The sequence below is a fragment of the Acinetobacter sp. 809848 genome, assembly GCF_000581275.1.
Lineage (GTDB): Bacteria > Pseudomonadota > Gammaproteobacteria > Pseudomonadales > Moraxellaceae > Acinetobacter > Acinetobacter pittii.
In genome coordinates this window covers 33,666-53,570 of the sequence record NZ_JEXG01000008.1, presented here as the reverse complement: position 1 = coordinate 53,570, position 19,905 = coordinate 33,666, and the positions used below count along the sequence as shown (strand labels likewise).

The 19,905-nt window shown below is 39.4% G+C and carries 18 protein-coding genes; 9 read left to right on the top strand and 9 right to left on the bottom strand.

Annotated elements, in window-relative coordinates:
• Positions 1 to 33: 33 nt before the first annotated feature.
• Both J536_RS25995 and tusA read right to left on the bottom strand, forming a co-directional pair.
• Entirely contained in the window at positions 34 to 414 is a 381-nt protein-coding gene (locus J536_RS25995) for a hypothetical protein (protein WP_002114996.1), read from the bottom strand.
• 132 nt (positions 415 to 546) lie between these two features.
• Positions 547 to 804 carry a sulfurtransferase TusA gene (gene tusA / locus J536_RS10725; protein WP_002053527.1) on the bottom strand — a complete coding sequence of 86 codons (258 nt, stop codon included), beginning with the start codon at positions 802 to 804 and terminating at the stop codon, positions 547 to 549.
• A gap of 184 nt (positions 805 to 988) precedes the next feature.
• Here tusA and J536_RS10720 point away from each other — a divergent pair, with 184 nt between their 5' ends.
• Positions 989 to 1,828 carry an HlyC/CorC family transporter gene (locus J536_RS10720; RefSeq protein ID WP_032062884.1) on the top strand — a complete coding sequence of 280 codons (840 nt, stop codon included), beginning with the start codon at positions 989 to 991 and terminating at the stop codon, positions 1,826 to 1,828.
• Positions 1,825 to 3,384 (top strand): apolipoprotein N-acyltransferase, encoded by a 1,560-nt coding sequence (gene lnt / locus J536_RS10715; RefSeq protein WP_032062882.1) that lies wholly within the window; start codon positions 1,825 to 1,827, stop codon positions 3,382 to 3,384. Before J536_RS10720 ends, lnt begins: the two co-directional genes overlap by 4 nt.
• Position 3,385: 1 nt before the next feature.
• On the opposite strand, the gene J536_RS10710 is transcribed toward lnt, so the two are convergent.
• From J536_RS10710 to gspF, 4 genes are all read right to left on the bottom strand, one after another.
• Entirely contained in the window at positions 3,386 to 3,724 is a 339-nt protein-coding gene (locus J536_RS10710) for a tRNA-binding protein (RefSeq protein ID WP_005079284.1), read from the bottom strand.
• Positions 3,725 to 3,869: 145 nt separating this feature from the next.
• Complete coding sequence (locus J536_RS10705) at positions 3,870 to 4,214, bottom strand: hypothetical protein (protein WP_005804170.1); 345 nt, start codon at positions 4,212 to 4,214, stop codon at positions 3,870 to 3,872.
• A 267-nt stretch (positions 4,215 to 4,481) separates the two neighbouring features.
• A complete protein-coding gene (gspG, locus tag J536_RS10700; RefSeq protein WP_032062881.1) occupies positions 4,482 to 5,066 on the bottom strand; it encodes a type II secretion system major pseudopilin GspG in 585 nt (194 codons plus the stop codon).
• 23 nt (positions 5,067 to 5,089) lie between these two features.
• Positions 5,090 to 6,295 (bottom strand): type II secretion system inner membrane protein GspF, encoded by a 1,206-nt coding sequence (gene gspF, locus J536_RS10695; protein ID WP_005065941.1) that lies wholly within the window; start codon positions 6,293 to 6,295, stop codon positions 5,090 to 5,092.
• A gap of 148 nt (positions 6,296 to 6,443) precedes the next feature.
• Here gspF and J536_RS10690 point away from each other — a divergent pair, with 148 nt between their 5' ends.
• The 6 genes from J536_RS10690 to J536_RS10665 all read left to right on the top strand — a co-directional run bounded on the left by J536_RS10690 (position 6,444) and on the right by J536_RS10665 (position 13,825).
• Positions 6,444 to 8,672, top strand: coding sequence for a primosomal protein N' (locus J536_RS10690; RefSeq protein ID WP_032062879.1), 2,229 nt, complete (start codon positions 6,444 to 6,446; stop codon positions 8,670 to 8,672).
• Positions 8,673 to 8,748: 76 nt separating this feature from the next.
• Positions 8,749 to 10,593, top strand: a complete 1,845-nt coding sequence (locus J536_RS10685) for a monovalent cation:proton antiporter-2 (CPA2) family protein (RefSeq protein ID WP_032062878.1) — start codon at positions 8,749 to 8,751, stop codon at positions 10,591 to 10,593.
• Between the two features lie 163 nt (positions 10,594 to 10,756).
• Entirely contained in the window at positions 10,757 to 11,632 is an 876-nt protein-coding gene (locus tag J536_RS10680; RefSeq protein WP_002114728.1) for an Hsp33 family molecular chaperone HslO, read from the top strand.
• A 138-nt stretch (positions 11,633 to 11,770) separates the two neighbouring features.
• Entirely contained in the window at positions 11,771 to 12,382 is a 612-nt protein-coding gene (locus tag J536_RS10675) for a LysE family translocator (RefSeq protein ID WP_002115157.1), read from the top strand.
• Positions 12,383 to 12,527: 145 nt separating this feature from the next.
• On the top strand, positions 12,528 to 13,484 hold the full coding sequence (locus tag J536_RS10670; protein ID WP_032062877.1) for a DnaJ C-terminal domain-containing protein: 957 nt from the start codon (positions 12,528 to 12,530) through the stop codon (positions 13,482 to 13,484).
• Positions 13,485 to 13,495: 11 nt separating this feature from the next.
• A complete protein-coding gene (locus J536_RS10665) occupies positions 13,496 to 13,825 on the top strand; it encodes a chaperone modulator CbpM (RefSeq protein WP_002114963.1) in 330 nt (109 codons plus the stop codon).
• A gap of 230 nt (positions 13,826 to 14,055) precedes the next feature.
• Here the strand turns inward: J536_RS10665 and J536_RS10660 are convergent, their stop codons facing one another.
• From J536_RS10660 to rpsO, 3 genes are all read right to left on the bottom strand, one after another.
• On the bottom strand, positions 14,056 to 15,267 hold the full coding sequence (locus J536_RS10660) for a magnesium transporter CorA family protein (RefSeq protein WP_002114783.1): 1,212 nt from the start codon (positions 15,265 to 15,267) through the stop codon (positions 14,056 to 14,058).
• Positions 15,268 to 15,351: 84 nt separating this feature from the next.
• The gene (pnp, locus tag J536_RS10655) at positions 15,352 to 17,439 is read right to left on the bottom strand and encodes a polyribonucleotide nucleotidyltransferase (RefSeq protein WP_170814194.1); all 2,088 of its coding nucleotides are present in this window, start codon (positions 17,437 to 17,439) and stop codon (positions 15,352 to 15,354) included.
• Positions 17,440 to 17,696: 257 nt separating this feature from the next.
• Positions 17,697 to 17,966 carry a 30S ribosomal protein S15 gene (gene rpsO / locus J536_RS10650; RefSeq protein WP_002114951.1) on the bottom strand — a complete coding sequence of 90 codons (270 nt, stop codon included), beginning with the start codon at positions 17,964 to 17,966 and terminating at the stop codon, positions 17,697 to 17,699.
• A gap of 210 nt (positions 17,967 to 18,176) precedes the next feature.
• Between rpsO and J536_RS10645 the strand changes: the two genes are divergently transcribed.
• Positions 18,177 to 19,475, top strand: coding sequence for an EstA family serine hydrolase (locus tag J536_RS10645; protein WP_032062875.1), 1,299 nt, complete (start codon positions 18,177 to 18,179; stop codon positions 19,473 to 19,475).
• Positions 19,476 to 19,905 lie beyond the last annotated feature (430 nt).

Here is a 19,905-nt window from a genome sequence, read left to right as displayed (position 1 = left end):
CCGATTATTCAGGGCTTTTTTATTAGTATTCATTTATTGAAAAGGCGGTATTTTTGCTACGTTTAAATTAAAATTCTTTTTATAGAAAATAAATGTGCCTAATAAAAATAAGCCAAGAAAACCAAAGTTCCGCGCTAAATCGTAGTACCAAACCGATTTACCAAATAATAAATCAAGAATTAACATCAACCCGATAAACCTTGTATGCAAGATCAAACTCATCTTTATCTTTGGTTCAGGAGCAAAATATGTATTTCTATAACCGAGTAGAATTGAACCTAAAACAATAAGAATAGATATAATAATGATAGCAACAGTTTCAGATAACCAAGAGATCTCTAAATGTAATAAACCAGCAATAGTGAAAAACCAAAGACAGATTAATAAGCTTCTTTTCACAAAATAATCATTCATTTTTATACGTCATTTATATACTTAATTTTATAAATTATATAACGATTCTTATTTGTAAAAAATTATCATTTCAAATTAAAGCTAAATTATTCATGGCTTCTAATCGTCTTTATTAGAAGCCTTATTATTCTATTAACCTTTCTTCACTAAATAATGAAATTCTTTATGACCATTTTCATCTAAGCGTTCTTCTTGCAACAACAACTCATGGCCTAAATGCATACAAAATTTAGGAATATCCCAAGAGGTCGAATTATCTGTTGCAAAGACTTCAACCACATCCCCTGACTTAGATTTGCGGATGGCTTGATGCAACATCATGACAGGTTCCGGACAACGTAAACCACGCGTATTGAGTTGTACAGTAGGTGAAATGGGTTGCTCTGACATAACAAACTCGAACAAATAGAATTTTCACATTTTAGCATAAACAAATTACTGAGCTGTTAACTGTAACTGGCTTTTACATAACAATATACGTTTTGTCTTTTAGCTTGTTTTATAGATGCATAAGCATCTTTTCTTCGGTATGATCTGTGTATTCATTTGATACATTGAGTCTTTAGGAAAGATCATGCAAGAGGAACCAAGTCCGTCGTGGGGAATGCGAGGCTTACGAAAATGGTTAGGTACAGCGCCAGAAACCCGTGATGAATTATTAAAATTAGTCCAAAATTCACGCCGCTTTTTAGAACCAGATACTGTTGCTATGCTTGAAGGCGTTCTTGACCTTCCAGCTACAAAAATTCGTGAAGTCATGACGCCACGAACAGCAATGATCAGTTTGCAAGAAGATGATCAATTACTTGATATTCTTGATGTACTGGTTGAGTCTGCTCACTCACGCTTTCCAGTCTTCTCTGCCGATCAGCCAGACAATGTTGTCGGGATTTTGCTCGCAAAAGATTTGTTGCCGTTTCTAACTGAACCGAATACTAAAGTTGATATTCGAGTTCTTATGCGCCAACCGTTATTTGTTCCTGAAAGTGCACGTTCCGATCAGGTACTGCGCATGTTAAAACATACCCAGACCCATATCGCAATTGTGATTGATGAATATGGCTCAACAGCAGGTCTTGTTACGCTTGAAGATATTCTTGAAGAAATCGTTGGTGAAATTGAAGATGAGCACGACACTGTCGATGAAGATGCTCAGTACATTGTTCCTGACAATGACCATACGGTAGCAAATGCGTGGATGGTGCAAGCACTTACACCAATCGAACATTTCAATACTATTTTAGATGCTGATTTTTCTGACGATGAAGTAGAAACTGTCGGCGGTTTATTGCTTCAAGAGATTGGTCTGGTAAGTGATTTACAAGGTCAAACTGTTGAGCTTGGAAATTGGTTATTTACAATCGTTGAAGCAGATGCCCGCACTATTCATCTGATTCGAGCTGTACGTCAATGAGAGCATACTTTGAAAAGCTGTTAGATTCTTCGCAACAACAAAAACAGCTTCCTTTAATTTTTCCTTTACTCATTGCTTTATTTTCAGGTGCCGTGTTCAGTTTTTCACTGGCACCTTATTATTGGTGGTGGTTGGCAATTTTATCTCCAGCCCTACTCTATGCAACATTACATAAGCGCTCAGCTAAACAAGCCTTTGCTATTGGTTGGAGCTATGGCTTTGGCTTATGGTTTCTAGGCGCTTTCTGGCTCTATACTTCCATCCATGTATATGGCGATACCAATGCATTTCTAAGCGTGTGTATGATTGCTATTATGGCCCTTGTGATGGGTCTATTTACGGCATTTCAGACATGGGTTTACCGACGATTCTTCCCTGAAACGCCACTTACTTTTGCCCCACTTTGGATTGTTTTCGAATGGGCAAAAACTTGGGTATTTACAGGTTTCCCATGGTTGTTTGTAGGTTACGCTTTTACTGAACGTTTACTCGATGGTTATGCACCGCTATTTGGTATTTATGCAATTTCCTTCGTCGTCATTGTATTAGCATGTGCTTTAGTTGAAGTTCTGCGTAAACGTATTTTTTGGGTTATCCCTTCTGCCCTATTGGTTTTGGGTGCTTGGGGAGCATCATATATACAGTTTGTAAAACCTAAAGCCGCTAAACCACTTAGCGTTTCACTCATTCAAGGTAATATTCCACAAGATTTAAAATGGCTGACTGAATATCAAGTTAGAACATTAGAAATTTATGCTGGCTTGACACAATCTGAATGGGGCCGTGATCTGATTGTATGGCCTGAGTCTTCAATTCCGCTCTTCCAAACCGACATTGAACCGTTTTTGGATGCAATGGATGCACAAGCGAAAAAGAACCATACAGCTTGGGTAACCGGAATTCCCTACTGGGATGTTGCGAAATCACATCAAGTTGGTAGCCCACTATATTACAACAGTATTATGGCTTCTGGCAGTGATTCAAGTGGACTCTATAAAAAGCAGCGTCTTGTTCCATTTGGTGAATACATCCCTCTTTCAGGTTTACTCTCTTGGGTGTTACCAGCCATGCAAAATGATATCAGCATGAGCGGTTTTACACGTGGTGAGAGTGACCAGAAGCCCCTCTTAATTAAAGGGCATGCACTTGCTGCTGCAATTTGTTATGAAGTGGCTTACCCCAACCTGACAAGACGTAATGCAGAAGATAGCGACTTCTTGGTGACTGTATCGAATGATGCTTGGTTTACGGGTACTGCTGGGCCTTGGCAACATTTACAAATGGTGCAGATGCGGGCGAAAGAAAATGGCCGCTGGTTTATTCGTGCAACCAACACAGGTGTAACAGCGTTTATTGATCAAAATGGTCATATCACTGAACAAGCACCAATCGATAAAGAGTTTGTCTTGAGAGGTGATTTACCAGCCATGCAAGGCCAAACTCTTTATAACCGTTTAGGTGATTATCCAATTTTAGGATTCGCGGTCTTACTGCTGATTTTAGGTTGGGTTTATCGTCCGCGTAAAGTTGACGTTTCTTTTAAATCTCGTCGCTAATTTACAATAACTTTGTACCCAGAGGCACTTCAAACTCTGGGATACAAAGTGCGACATCACCATCTGCATTATGAAATCCTGTCACCAAACATTCTGACTGAATAGGCCCTATTTGTTTTTTAGGGAAATTCACTACAGCAACGACTAATTTACCCACCAAATCTTGTGGTTGATAGAGCTTGGTAATTTGTGCACTTGATTTACGCACTCCCAACTCTTCACCAAAATCTACATGCAAAATATAAGCAGGTTTACGTGCCTTTTCAAAAACCTCGGCTTGAATAATTTTACCAACGCGAAGCTCTACTTTTAAAAAATCATTCCAATCGATTTGTTCCATTTCATATTTCTCATGTTCTTAAATTGCTGATTTGAAGCATATAATATGTACAAATGAAGAAACACCCTGTTTTTAAGTCCAGTTAAAAAATAAAACGTAGATGTTGAGTCTACGTTTTATCTAAAAATTTAGTTTTAAAATATTATTAAAAAGCAATCGATAGTTGCAGAGATAAATATGCAACTAAACTCGATAAAAAGACCATGGGTACATAACGGTAAGCTTTAAAAAGGAATTGCTCATATTGAGTAGAGATTTGTTTAGCTTGCCAGACACTCGCTTTTAATGCTGTAAAGAAGCTCACCATTAACCATGCACTCACAATACTTAATGCGAAGAAACCAATCATGATTTGGCTACTTCCCTCTGTACTCAGCCATAACTTTAATGACACTTCAGCAATCGGTAATAAACCCAAAATCAATAGGACAGACTTGAGCATTACCCAATGAAACTGAGTCAGTTCATCTAATATGAGAAATGCTTTCATTTAATCTCTCCTTTTAATTGAATAAAGTGCTTTTTAGTTATTATGCAAAGCTTTCGTTTAAATATATAGCTTATTTTTCTCTACATTTTAACTTTCTTGTAACTATTAAATATGGGAATAATTCTTATTATAAATCTCAAACATTGATATTAACTTTAATTTATATTTTTCAGTTAGTTATTATATTTTTCTGATTGAGAGAGATTATCAATTCGTATTTATCATTTTAACTGTTTAACTGAATTGATAATCTCCATTACATTTTAATTAAGGTTGATAATAAATATCTGCATCATTACCTTCACCGCCTTCTTTGCCATCTGCTCCAAATGAGTACAAATCAAAAGCTCGCCCATCTGCCCCAGGAATGACATATTGAATATCATTTTTCCAGCTGTCTTTAGGATAACCACCTTTTACATAGCCACCTGGCATCCAGTTTTTCGCTGTAGCTGGCTGGTTAACCAAAGCATCTAGCCCACCTTCTTGCATGGTTGGGAAATGGCCATTATCGAGCTTGTACTGATCTAAAGCACCCGCCACACCCTTTAATGCAATTTGAGTTGTATCAATTTTAGCTTTTTCACTACGCCCCATGACATTTGGTACGATTAAAGCTGCTAACACACCTAAAATTACAATCACGACCATGACTTCAATGAGGGTAAAACCTGAGGCACGCTTCATTCGAGCACCGCTCGAACGTACCGCAAGTCCGAAAGCTACGCTTGAGGAGCAAATATCTGATAGAGAGCTATGCTCGGAATGGCACGTTGGCTCAAACTGATTTGAAACCGCAGATTCACTATGTTGTTCCATCGCTGTTTCGCTTTGAATATTTTTTACTTTCATCATTATCTCTAATATCAAAGTTATTAAATCATATTGTTCATATTTACGATTGGCAGCATAACCGCGATTACAATAACCAGTACAATGCTTGCCATTAAAACCAGCATAAGCGGTTCAAGTAATGCCAGTAAGGTTGAAATAAATGTCGTCACCTCACGGTCTTGCATGGTCGATGCTCGTTCTAACATTCTGTCAAGCTCGCCTGATGCCTCTCCACTTCGAATCATTTGTACCATCATTGGTGGGAAATAACCACTGCGCTCCAGTTGCGTACCTAAGTTACCCCCCTCTGTCACTCGCTCAGCCGCATGAGCAATTGAGTCGCGGATAACCCAGTTGTTGGTCACTGCTGCACCAATTTTTAAGGCATCGACCAAAGGGACACCTGAACGGGTCAAAATAGATAAGGTACTAGCAAAGCGTGCAGCATTAATACCACGTGACAGTTTACCGAATAATGGCAATTTGAGTGTTAATCGATCAAAAGCATAATGTCCAGCAGTGGTTTTTAAAAACCGAACGAATGCGATAACACCTACCACTGCAAAAAGAATAATAAACACCCACGCATGTCGAATAAAATCGCTGGCTTTCATTAAAGCGACTGTAATCCACGGGAGAGCATCTTTATTTTGATCAAAAGTTTTTACAATCTCTGGCACAACATAAGTCATTAAACCCATCACAATACCAAAAGACATCAGCATTAAAATGATTGGATAAATCATGGCACCCTGAACTTTCTTTTGCATGGCAAAGCGGTTTTCAGTGTAATCCGAAAGCTGATCTAAAATGAGATCTAAATGTCCCGAGCGTTCACCAGCAGCCACCGTTGCAATATAAAGGTCAGGGAAACGTCCAGATTGTTGCATACCTTGTGCGAGTGAATGCCCTTCTAAGACTCGAGAACGCACAGATAATAAAAGATTTTGTACATGTGTTTTTTCGCTTTGCCTACTCACGGCGCGCAAAGCTTCTTCAAGTGGAATAGCAGCTGCAACTAAAACCGAAAGTTGTCTGGTCATGAGCGCCAAATCGTAAGCACTGAACTTTTTTTGGAATAACCCCTGACTCTGATGTTTATCTTTTTGTTCAACAGGATCGACACTAATGGGAGTCCATGCTTTATCGCGTAATTGTTGGCGAATCTGGCGCGCTGAGTCTCCCTCAAGCACCCCTTTTTGCTGCTTCCCTGAAGCATCAATGGCAGTAAATTGATATGCAGGCATGGTAATGTTCTAATTTTCCAAAAATAATAGTCGCTGCTGTTGCATCTATGCTACGCAATCATTCATATTCGTTCTATAGCCTGTGTAGAATACTCAAGTCCTCTTCACGACGCTATGCCGTTTTTTAAAATTGACGAAATGAGCCTCTATGACCATAACGCCAAAGCCTGATTCAGTTGTTTATCGTGTGCGTGTAGCCGTACCTGTACATCTGTACGACACTTTTGACTATACACTCACCCAAGCACAATATGAACGGGCTCATGTAGGCTCACGCGTCGCTATTTCATTTGGGCGCCAAAACCTGATTGGCATCATTACTGAAAAAGTTGATCCAAGTGAATCATTTACAGGCACCTTTCAGCTTAAAGCCATTTCTGACCTTTTAGACGAACAGCCTATTTTAGATGAACAAGTTTTAAGTTTATTGACATGGTCGGCTCAGTATTACCAATTTCCAATTGGCGAGGTCATGCAAACCGCCCTACCCGCATTATTGCGTCAGGGCAAACCAATGGATGTTTTGTTCCATCTTTGGAAAATCACGCCATGTGATAATGTTGAAGCACTTCTTAAACGCTCTGTTAAGCAACAAGACGCGTATCAAATTTTAAAGTTACATCCTGCCGGAACTACAGAGAATATTCTTAATCTAAGTGGTGTAGAAACGGCTACGCTTAAAGCACTTCAAAAGAAAGGACTGGTTGACTGTACGCTTGAACCACACGACTTTAGCCCATCGCCTGTTCAATTGGCACAAATGCCGCTCACGCTAAATGAAGACCAAAAGAAAGCAACTCAGCACGTCGTAAACGCGCAGCATCAATACCAAGCCTTTTTATTAGATGGTTTAACAGGAAGTGGTAAAACTGAAGTTTATCTGCACATCATGCACGAGGTTCTAAAGCAAGGTAAACAAGTACTGGTGTTAGTTCCAGAAATTGGTTTAACCCCTCAAACGATTTCTCGTTTTAAGTCTCGTTTTAACTGTGATATTGCTCTATTACACTCAGGCTTAAATGACTCCAAACGCCTACAAGCATGGCAACAGGCCCAGACTGGTAAAGCATCTATTATTTTAGGAACACGCTCTGCGATCTATACGCCACTGCCACGTTTGGGCTTAATCATTTTAGATGAAGAACATGACCTCTCTTATAAACAGCAAGAAGGTTTCCGTTACCATGCACGTGATGTCGCACTGTACCGAGGTCACTTACAAAACTGTCCAGTTATTTTAGGTTCAGCAACACCGAGCATCGATAGTTATTATTTGGTCGAAACTGGTAAATTAACTTCACTGCAACTTAACCAACGTGCAGGCCATGCGCTTTTGCCTAAAATGCATTTGATTGACCTTAAAATTGTCAAAAAGCAACATGGAATTAGCCAACCTCTTATTGAGCAAATCAAGCATACGTTAGCAAGAAAAGAACAGGTTTTAATCTTTTTAAACCGTCGTGGCTATGCACCTGTACTGGTCTGTGAAAGTTGTGGGTGGCAAGCAAATTGTCCACATTGTGATGCACATTTTACGTTGCACACTCAGCCTTATTCTTATTTACACTGCCACCACTGCGGTACTGTTCATCGCTTACCCGATCACTGCCCTGAATGCCAGCAAAAAAGCCTAAAAACCCTAGGTGCTGGAACAGCTAAGGTTGAAGAGCACTTACAAGAACTATTTCCAGACTATGATGTGATTCGGGTTGACCGTGACAGCACCAGTCGTGTCGGTAGCTGGCAAAAAATCTATGATCGGATTCATCAAAACAAACCAACAATTTTGCTTGGCACTCAAATGCTGGCAAAAGGTCATCATTTCCCACACGTGACTTTGGTTGCCATTTTAGATATTGATGCGGGGTTACTTAGTGTCGACATCCGCGCGCCAGAACGTACTGCGCAGTTAATTGTACAAGTCGCTGGACGTGCAGGTCGTGGTGAACACAAAGGCCATGTTTATTTACAGACCTTAAGACCAGATCACCCTTTACTAACCACGCTCATCGAAAAAGATTATCGGGCGGTTGCTAAACAGACTCTTGCGGAACGTAAAGTCGCATTGCTGCCACCTTATCGTTATGCAGTACTGATACGTGCAGAATCTAAAGATCGTGACTATACCTTACATTTTTTAAATGAAGCGGCGGAACAATTACGCCAAATTGCAGGTGAAATTGTTGATATTTGGGGTCCAATTCCAGCACCGATGGAACGTAAAGCTGGGCGCTACCGCGCCCACATGGTGATTTTATCTGCTGACCGTGCTCGCCTACATTTTTACTTAAGGCAATGGTGGTCACAATTGGTTCATGCACCACGGCAGCATCAACTTCGGCTATCAATTGATGTTGATCCGCAAGAATTTAATTAGATGATTTGAATATCATGGTGTGAAGAAGCCTTTTTGGCTTTACACTTAAAAGAGACTAATACATTCGAGGCAATGAATGTCATTCTTACTGCAAGCAACAATTTTTCTTGGAGCTTCTCTGATTTTAGTCCCTCTTGGCAAGCGCCTAGGGATAGCAACAGTTTTAGGTTATTTATTTACAGGAATACTTCTGGGCCCTAGTGTTTTAAATATTGCACATGACCCTGAAGCGATTATGGAACTTGCCGAATTTGGCGTTATCTTATTAATGTTCCTGATTGGTTTAGAGTTACGCCCCCAACGTTTATGGGAAATGCGTGACTCTATTTTTGTAATGGGAAGTCTGCAAGTCCTCATTAGTGGGGCTATTCTTATGCTGATCGTACTATTACTCTTTCAACAGCAGCTTTCTGTCAGCTTTGTGATTGGTTTTGCCCTTGCGCTTTCTTCTACAGCTTTTGTATTACAACTTCTGACCGAAAAGCAGCAACTCAATACGACTTATGGTCAGCAGTCTTTTTCCATTTTACTTTTCCAAGATATAGCGGCTATCCCCTTACTTGCCATTATTCCATTATTGGCAGGAACAGAATCAACCCATCATGGGGTGGCTTATTTTGCGGCTATCATTGCAACATTTACTGGTCTATTTATGTTTAGCCGCTATGTGATGCGTCCCTTCTTCCGCTTTGTTGCTAAAAGTGGAGCGACTGAACTTATTACAGCAGTAGGATTATTTATTATTCTTGCTGTTGTGTTGCTTATGGACACTTTAGGGATTAGCACCACATTAGGTGCATTCCTTACAGGTGTATTATTAGCAGATTCAGAATTTCGCCACGAAGTTGAAGCGAGTATTGCACCGTTTAAAGGTTTATTGCTTGGCTTATTCTTTATGACCGTCGGCATGACTACACAGCTGTCACTACTCATTGAAATGCCTTTGCTTATTATTGGTGGTGCAGTCGGCTTATTACTCATCAAAACGCTGATATTGACCGCCATTGCCCGCTATAAAAAATACAGTTGGAATAACAGTTTACTTTTAGGTACTTGCTTAGCACAAGGCGGAGAATTTGCTTTTGTAATTTTGAGCCTTGCAAAAAGTGAGAAGGTTTTAACTCAAGCTATATTAGAACCAGTGACCCTGATCGTAACGTTGTCGATGGTACTTACTCCAGTAATTTACTGGATTATGGCAACTCAGGTTATTCCTTTGTTTAATAAAGAACGTCCACCTGAGTATGATGAAATTCCTCAGCAGGATAATCCGATTATCATTGCAGGTTTTGGTCGATTTGGACAAATCATCGCGCGTATTGCCCGCCTACAACATTTAGGTTTTACTGCAATCGACAACAATCTTCATCAAGTGGACTTTGTTCGTCGCTACGGCGGCAAGCTCTATTATGGCGATGTGACCCAGCCCGATTTACTGCGCTCTGCCGGTATTGAAAAAGCTAAAGTCTTTATTTTAGCAATCGATGATGTTGAAGACTCCATGAATGTTGCACGTCATCTTAGATTAAATTATCCAAACTTAAAGCTATTAGTCCGTGCTCGTGACCGCCACCATGTCCATCTTTTAAGAGATTTAGGTGTTGAATATATTTGGCGTGAAACGTATTTATCTTCATTAGGTATGGCTTATCGCGCTTTACGAGAACTCGGAATCTCTGATGAACAAGCCTATAACAATATCGAAATCTTTCGGGATTATGATGAGAAATTGCTCATACAGCAGCAAAGTATTTATACTGATGAACAGAAGATTTTTGAAACACATCGTAATGCCTTAGCCGAACTTGAACATTTGTTTGAAAGTGATGCGCAGCAACAGGCTACATCAAAACATGATGTTAATTTAAAGCGTCATTTACAACCAAATCGCATCGACATTACAAGAGATCATCTAGAATAACTTGAGATTTCAGAAAATGGCTATATTAAGGACTTATTCACATTGCCTAAATAATTGGACAATGGGCACAAAGCTGCCCCTGTCCGGCTTGCGGCTTAGCTGCATTTCCTGAGCTTGATTAAAACGAAATAGTTATACTCTGCTTAGGGCCCTGGAGAATATTATGTCTGATTTACGCCAACGCTTTTATATAGAGAACTTTCCAGTACGTGGAGAAGTAGTTCATCTAGAAGAAGCCCTACAAACTATCTTAGCTCAACGTGACTATATGCCTGCGGTTAAAATTCTGCTAGGTGAAATGTTGAGTGCGACTGCATTACTTGCAAGTACACTAAAAATCAAAGGCCGTATCAGCTTGCAAATCCAGGCTAGCGGTACCTTCAAATGGGCGATGGCTGAATGTAACCATTTAGGAGAGGTTCGTGCTTTAGCCGACTATGAAACCGACCCTCGCTTTGTTGAAGCAACAGACAGCAGTACAGTTCTTGGCGCTTTAGTTAATCCGGTTTTATTTATTAATATTGAACCGGAATTTGGCGAACGTTATCAAGGGATCGTGCCGCTTGATCAAGTGACTTTAGCAGGTTGCTTGATGCAATATTATGATTTGTCTGCACAAATTCCAACTCGTATTGTGTTGGCAAGTACAGATAAACGTTCTGGTGGTTTACTGATTCAACTCTTACCACGTCATGATGAAGAAGAGCAAAACTTGGTTGATGAAGATTTATGGCCACGTTTGACAATGTTGACCGAAACATTAAAAGCTGAAGAGCTTACCAATTTAGATGCAAATGAAATCTTATATCGTTTATATAACGAAGAAGAAGTTCGTTTACCAGAAATTGAAGCATTAAAATTTGGCTGTACATGTTCAAAAGAACGCTGTGCAAATGCCCTGATTCAAATTGGTGTAGACGCTGTTCATGAAACCTTAGAACAGCAGAACCCGATTCGTATGGACTGTCAGTTCTGTAATACGCAATATACCTTTACCGCTGAAGAAGCTTTAGCGTTATTTGGTGAACATTTAAGTTAATATTTTAACTTTATAAAAAGGCGGTTATACCGCCTTTTTTATTTAGCTGTATTTTTTGATGATAATTTTCAACATGTTAATTTAAATAGGATAATATAAGACTACTTTATAGCCTAATAAATAAGATGCCTAAATACCATGAATTATTTTGATTATTTTCTCTTTATTTTTAGTGTAGTTATCATGATTGCGACCCCTGGCCCTGTCATGATTTTAGTTGCAAGCGCTGGACTTAAAGGAGGCTATAAAAAAGCACTGGAAACCATTTTTGGTACAAACCTAGCATCCCTTGTTTTAATTTTTATTTCAGTACTGGTTTTAAAAGGAGTACTAAGTGTTAATGATAGTTACCTCAATATCATTCGTATTTTAGGCTGCTTATATATTGGTTATTTAGGTTTTAGTATTCTCAAAGAAGTGATTCAGGCCCCTCATCCAGAAGCGATACAAACAGTTTCAGCACAAAATGGCGGCTTTAAAAAAGGTTTTCTTGTTGGTATTTCAAACCCAAAAGATATTATCTTTTTCTCGGCTTTCTTTCCGCAATTCGTCTCTATTACTCCTCAATTAAATTTAAGTTTAACCCTACTTACGCTGACATGGATCGTTTTAGACTTCCTCACCCTATCTTTGGTTTATATCTTTTTCCGCCGCCTTTCTAACAGTCATTTATATCCAAAAATATTGGGTCTATGTGGTTTATTACTTTTACTGATTGCCCTTTACGGCTTGTATCAGAGCTTTATCTAATTCATTAGAGGTATGGTCTAATTTGTCTATGCCTCTTCCTATTAATTTAATTTCGTAATAGAACAACTCTTATACAATCTAGCTTATTGAAAACTCTAAAAATCGTTTCATAATGAAATAAACAACACCATCGTGATAAAACATTATGGCAAAAAATTATTATGAAGAATTAGGGGTTACACGCAAAGCCTCTGCTGATGAAATTAAAAAAGCTTATCGAAAATTAGCCCGTAAATATCATCCCGACATCAGCAAAGAAAAAGATGCAGAAGAAAAAATGCAGGCCATTAATGTTGCCTACGACACATTAAGCAATGCGGATAAAAAAGCCGAATATGACCAAATGTTAGATCATCCTCAAGGTTTTAATAACTTTGGTCAAGGTGCTGCACAAGGTGGTTTTGATGGAACACAGTTTTATCGTCAAGGTTTTACAGGCGGTGAACAAGCAGACTTTAGCGGTTTTGAAGATTTATTTGGACGCTTTGGTGCAGGCTTTGGCGGTGGCCAACAACAATATCAAAGACAACAACGTAGTTATCGCGGTGAAGATCAACATGCCAGCATAGAGGTTGATCTTGATATTGCCTATCATGGTTCAACCCAGCAAATTACTCTGCAAATTCCAACCATGAATGCTTATGGTGAGCCTGAAGTTCAACGTAAAACTTTACAGGTAAAAATACCAAAAGGCATGAAAGAAGGTCAGCAAATCCGCTTAAGTGGGCAAGGCCAAAGTGGGATTAATGGTGGTGCCAACGGCGATCTTTATATTGAAATCCAGTATAAAGATACAGATCGTGTTCATGTCGAAGGCAGTGACGTATATCTGACTGTAGATGTAGCTCCATGGGAAGCAGCATTAGGCCAAGGTATTGAAGTAAAAACACCAGCAGGATCTTTACATGTAAATTTACCTAAAAATGCAAAACAAGGACAACAGCTACGTTTAAAAGACAAAGGGATACCAAATAAAACGCCAGGGCATCTGTATTTAATTTTAAATATTGTATTCCCGCCTGCAAATTCTGAAAAAGAAAAAGAAGCGTATCAGCAACTGGCAGAAGCATTTGCTTCATTCGAACCTCGTTCATCTCATTAGGGAGCAAGATCATGACAACCATTCACTATCGAGAAATTGTATATGACGGCCATACCTTTAGTGCAGAGGTCGTTGATGAACAATCGACTTTTGATTTACAACAATTTGCCCAAGCTTGCGGCCAAAGTCCTGACTGGATTCTTCAGCTCATTGAATATGATATTTTATCAGTCGAGAACACACCTGAAGCACACCAGTTTATGGGCGAAGATGTCGCACGTGCACGTAAAGCGTATCGTCTACAACGTGACTTTGACGCAAGTTTGGCGGCAGTTGCTGTGATGTTAGATTTGATTGATGAAGTGCAACAACTTAGAAAACAGTTGAAGCATTTTCATTAGATTAGATAGTCACGACGGAGTCCTACTGGCACTCCCTATCTATTTCATCAGTTAATTACGTTACTTTTGTTTTGGCAAAAGTAACCAAAACCATTGTCATCCACAAAACCTGTTCACTACTTTCATTTAAAATATTACTTTGCAAAAACAATAATTTTTAAATTATGGGCAGGTTGTGGATGACGCTTAGCTCAAGCAAATTTGGAAAAAATTCAATAAAAATTGAAGAATTATTTCAACCGAGTAATCTTTTCCACTTCCTTCAAAGTCTGCTTAATCGGTTCATATTCCAAAAACCAGAACAAATTCATCCGATCCTGACGATGTTGTTGAGCCAATAAATCAATCACACTTTTTTCACCGCGCCCTACCAAATGTTGTCGATAGAAGTAATAAAGCAAGAAAATCGTACTTAGCAGCATGACACCCAGCATAATCCAGAAACCTACTGGTGACTTAAGCCCTGGAATAAACTCAAAGTTCATTCCATAAATACCCGTTAAAAGAGTAAGCGGTGCAAATACGGCAGTAATAATGGCAAGAATACGCATATTCTCATTGGTCTGGTTTGCAATTGCTGAGAAGTGCAAATCAATCGCTGACTGAATAGCGCTACGTAAACGTAAAGTATGTTTTTGAATACGTTCGACATGACTCATTAAATCATTCAAACGAACTAACAGAAGATCTTGAGAATTATGTGTCTTCTCACCAATAACATGATGATAGTTTTCTACAATTTCATCTCGAAACTCTTGTAAGGTTTCGATTTGCTCTTCGCATAAATTTTCAACCTGCTGAAAGGCCATGTTTTCATGAAACAGCTGATGCCATTGTTTAAAACGGCGATTACCTTGCAGCAATTGCTGTTGCCAATGCTCGACCCTTCTAGTCAAAGGTGAACGGATATCAAGGTAGCCATCCACCATACTATTAAGCAGTCGTAAACATAAATCTACAGGTGAATTAGGCAGCTTACGGGTTTTGTTTTGTTCTTCCAAAGTTTTACATAAAATATTTTCGAGACGTTGAATATAGTTTTCAATCGACTTATTGCCCTGCTCACGAACACTAATCAGAACTTTAGGAGTAAAAATAAAGCTAATCGGCGTGGTTGCTAGGCCAAATACACTCTCATGGGATTCCCCATTTTTAATTTCATCATCAGGTGTAACGAGCTTTCTAAAAATAAGCAGGTCATATTCTTCAAGCGTATCAAATGCACAAGGGTGCTCAATATTCGCAATATCTCGCATATGAAATTCATTAATAACCACACCTGAAAGCTGCTGAATCTTTTGTTGCCATTCTTCGTTATGGTTCACCACATCAGCTCTGACACTATCAATCCAGAAAAACTCCAGAATGTGTTCATTATGCTGTTCACGGCTTAAAAAGACATAACCGTCAGCTTGATGGCGATAAAAGTAATAAACCTGCATACCACAATGATCTGTTTTTGTATTACTTGCATCATGCCATAAAAAAGTCCGCATCAAGCGGACTTTTTCATGTCACTAGAACAATTATGCTTGTTCAATGTCTTTCATAGTCAATTTGATACGACCACGATTATCAACATCAGCAACTTGTACTTTCACTTCCTGACCTTCTTTAAGAACATCAGTTACGTTCGCAATACGTTCATTTGAAATTTGCGAAATATGAAGAAGACCATCAGTACCTGGCATGATATTTACAAACGCACCGAATTCTACGATACGGATTACTTTACCGTCATAGATCTTACCTGGTTCAACTTCAGCAGTAATTGCTTGAATCTTAGCAATTGCAGCTTTAGCAGCAGCTTTAGTTTCACCAAATACGCGAACTGTACCGTTGTCTTCGATATCAATTGCAGCTTTAGTTTCTTCAGTAATTTGACGGATAGTTGCGCCGCCTTTACCAATAACATCACGGATCTTGTCTGGGTTAATGTTAATCACTTCAAACGTCGGTGCATGAGCACTGATTTCAGCACGAGCACGTGAAATGACTTTATTCATTTCGTTTAGGATGTGCATACGACCAGCAAATGCTTGGTTTAATGCAACTTCCATGATTTCTTCAGTAATACCTTCAATCTTGATGTCCATTTGAAGCGCAGTAATACCGTTTGCAGAACCTGCTACTTTAAAGTCCATATCACCTAAGTGATCTTCATCACCCAAGATGTCAGAAAGTACTGCGAAACGCTCGCCTTCTTTCACTAAGCCCATTGCGATACCCGCAACTGGTGCTTTAAGCGGAACACCTGCATCCATAAGTGATAATGAAGCACCACATACAGAAGCCATTGAAGATGAACCGTTAGATTCAGTAATGTCAGATACAATACGAATTACATACGGGAAGCGGTCAGCAGCAGGAAGAACTGCTTGAACACCACGACGTGCTAAACGACCGTGACCAATTTCACGACGCTTAGGACCAGATTCACGGCCTGTTTCACCTACAGAGTATGCAGGGAAGTTATAGTGCAACATGAAGTTGTCAGTTTTAGTACCAGCAAGGGTATCAACCATTAACGCATCACGAGTATTACCCAAAGTTGTTGTTACTAACGCTTGAGTTTCACCACGTGTAAATAAGGCAGAACCGTGTGCACGATCTAATACGCCAACTTGAACGTCGATAGCACGAACAGTTTTAGTATCACGACCATCAATACGTGGCTTACCTGACAAGATGTTGTCACGTACTGTACGGTATTTAAGGTCTTCGAATAATTCGTTTACTTCATCAGCAATACCAGTTTCGTCATTTTCTGGAACGAACTGAGCTACAGCTTCTGCATAAAGTGCATCAAGTGCTGCGTAACGATCTTGTTTAACCGCAATTGTATATGCTTCAGAAATTTTAGCTTCGAAAGCTGCTTTTAATTGCTCAAGAAGAGCTTCGTTTTTAGTTGGAGCAACCCAAGTTGACTCAACAGCACCAGCAGCGGCAGCAAATTCTTTAATCGCTTGAATTGCAATTTGCATTTCGTCATGACCGAAAAGAACAGCACCCAGCATTTGGTCTTCTGAAAGTTCTTTCGCTTCAGATTCAACCATCAATACAGCAGATTCTGTACCTGCAACCACAAGGTCAAGGTCACTTTCTTTCAACTGTTCGAAGTTCGGGTTAAGAACATATTCACCGTTGATTAAACCAACACGTGCACCACCAATTGGACCACGGAAAGGAGTACCAGCAATAGACAATGCTGCTGATGTACCAAGCATTGCTGCAATGTCAGCATCCATAGTTTTGTCAGAAGAAACAACAGTTGCTGTTACTTGGATCTCATTGAAGTAACCTTCTGGGAACAACGGACGAATTGGACGGTCAATAAGACGTGAAATTAAAGTTTCAGCTTCAGAAGCACGACCTTCACGCTTACCGTAACCACCAGGGATACGACCAGCTGCATATTGTTTTTCTTGATAGTTCACTGTTAACGGGAAGAAGTCTTGACCCGCTTTTGCTTTAGGTTGAGCAACAACTGCAACTAAAACAGTTACGCCACCCATAGTGATTAAAACTGTGTTTGCTTGACGTGCAACGCGACCCGTTTCTAAAACGACTTGATGTTGACCGAATTGGAATTCTTTACGAACGATATTAAACATTGACATGTATTGTATTTTCCTAATTTTATTCTAGTGAGACCCCTAAGGTTTGGCATTCAGACTACACCGATTGGTAGATAAATGACAAAGCTTAGAAGCCATCACACTAGATCAATTATTTAAAATAAGTTAAACGCAAAGAAGGAGCGCACAAGCGCCCCTTCTAAAAATCACTTAACCTAACATTAAGTGAAACTCTCTTTTCAGCGATAAAGCATTGCGACATGCGAAATAGCGAAAACAAAGTGAAAATCGAATTAACGACGTAAACCTAAAGCACCGATCAAAGCAGTGTAACGACCGTGGTCTTTACCATTTAAGTAGTCGAGCAATTTACGACGTTGGTTAACCATACGGATCAAACCACGACGGCTGTGGTGGTCGTGTTTGTGAGCTTTGAAGTGACCTTGTAAATCATTGATTTGAGCAGTCAATAAAGCTACTTGTACTTCTGGTGAACCAGTGTCATTTTCAGCGCGAGCAAATTTAGCAATGATCTCTGCGCGGTCTGCATTAGTTAAAGCCATTCGATTTCTCCGAGATGCTTAAAAAAGTAAACGATATGAATCAGTTGAGGCAACTGACTGCCGTGCATCACTACAGCAAGTCGCCTATTTTAAGGTATCTATAGGTGGATTGCAAAATAGTTTTCAGTAACTTGTCATTTTAGACACTGACATGAAGACCTTAACCCTGCACACTAGCCTCGAATAAAAAGAAAGAAGCGCGAGGGACGTGTGAAAATTTTTTCAACCAACACTTGTCCAGTACCGGACAATATTGAGCAAGTCATTCGGCAAAAAGATGAAGTTGCTGCTGAACAGGGTGGAATGAGTGATCACCAGATTCAAAAAATCTGGAAAAGTATAGAAGCACTATATAAAACCGGAAACTATCCACTCATTACCTTTTGCTTACGCAGACAAGGTAAAATTTTACTCAATCGAAGCATTGGATATGCTCAAGGGAACTCTCCAGCAGGCCTTCAAGAAAATGCCCTGATTGCAACACCTGATACACCTGTTTGCCTATTTTCAGCATCAAAGATGATCACAGCCATGTTGATTCATCTATTAGATGAAAAAGGCGAAATCAATTTGCTTGATCCCGTGAGCTATTATGTTCCTGAATATGGGGTAAATGGTAAGCGTCGTGCAACGATCTTTCATTTATTAGCACATCGTGGCGGCATTCCTTATATTGATGGCGATGTCACACCAGATTTATTATTTGATAAAGACGAAATTTTAAAACGTTTATATGCTGCCCGACCTGTGTCTCCTGCTGGTAATCACCTTGCCTATCATGCTGTTACGGCAGGTTATATTTTAGGAGAAGTTATTGAACGGGTGACTGGGCAGGATTTACGTGAGTTTGTACATCAAACTATCGAAAAACCAATGGGGATGCCTTATTTCAATTATGGCTTAAAACCAGAATACCGTTCAGAAGTCGCCTTAAACTGTGCAACAGGTCTGCACCCTAGCCTTGGTACCGATCACTACCTGAATCATGTGTTAGGTGGCGGTTTACAACTTGCAGTTGATGTGACTAACGATAGTCGTTTTATGGACACCATTTGCCCAGCTGGAAACATCTATACCAGTGCAGAACAAGCCGGCCGCTTCTTTGAAATGCTTTTAAGTGGAGGAAGCTACGGCGGTCAGCAAATCTTTAGTGAGAAAACAATTTTCAGAGCAACACTGCCAACTACAGGCGTTAACATTGACCGTACTTTGTTAATTCCAATGCGCTATGCTTTAGGACCAATGTTAGGTAGCAATCCTGTAGGTCTTTTTGGCCCAATGACGGGGCAAGCTTTTGGTCATTTAGGATTCTCCAACATTTTATGCTGGGCTGACCCTGAAAGAGATATCAGTGTTTCCCTATTAACAACTGGTAAATCTGTAGTGGGTACTCACCTACCTGCTTTAGCTAAAGTGCTCTATCAAATCTCAACCCAATGTCCACGTATACCGAGAGATCAACGCCGTTCATTATTTGGTAGTGATTCTCATGAAACTGACTTAGTGTAGAAACAAATAAAAAACCCAAGCATTTCTGCTTGGGTTTTTTGCGCTGTAGTTTTTGTTTATCGTGTTATTGCTGTTTTTATTGTCGTTGGTGAGATGCTAGTCACATCCTTCTTGTTGTTTTAACTCACTTCCGATGTTTTTGTTTCTATTTCCTTATGTGATGTATTGTGACATATCCAATTATGAAGAAAAGTAGTATTTTTCTTATCATCATGTAAGTGAAAACGTACAGGTCTGTATAATATTTGGTAAATAGCCATTTTTACCTTTAACGTACAGTTCTGTATAACATATAACTTAACAATTCACAGGAAAAATGCCTGTTTTGAAATCATATTATAGATAAATATATTGATATTATTGATTTAAATCTTTAGACAAAAACAGAGTGAAGATAGTGTTAAAAACGAAATGTTCGAATGCTTTTTGA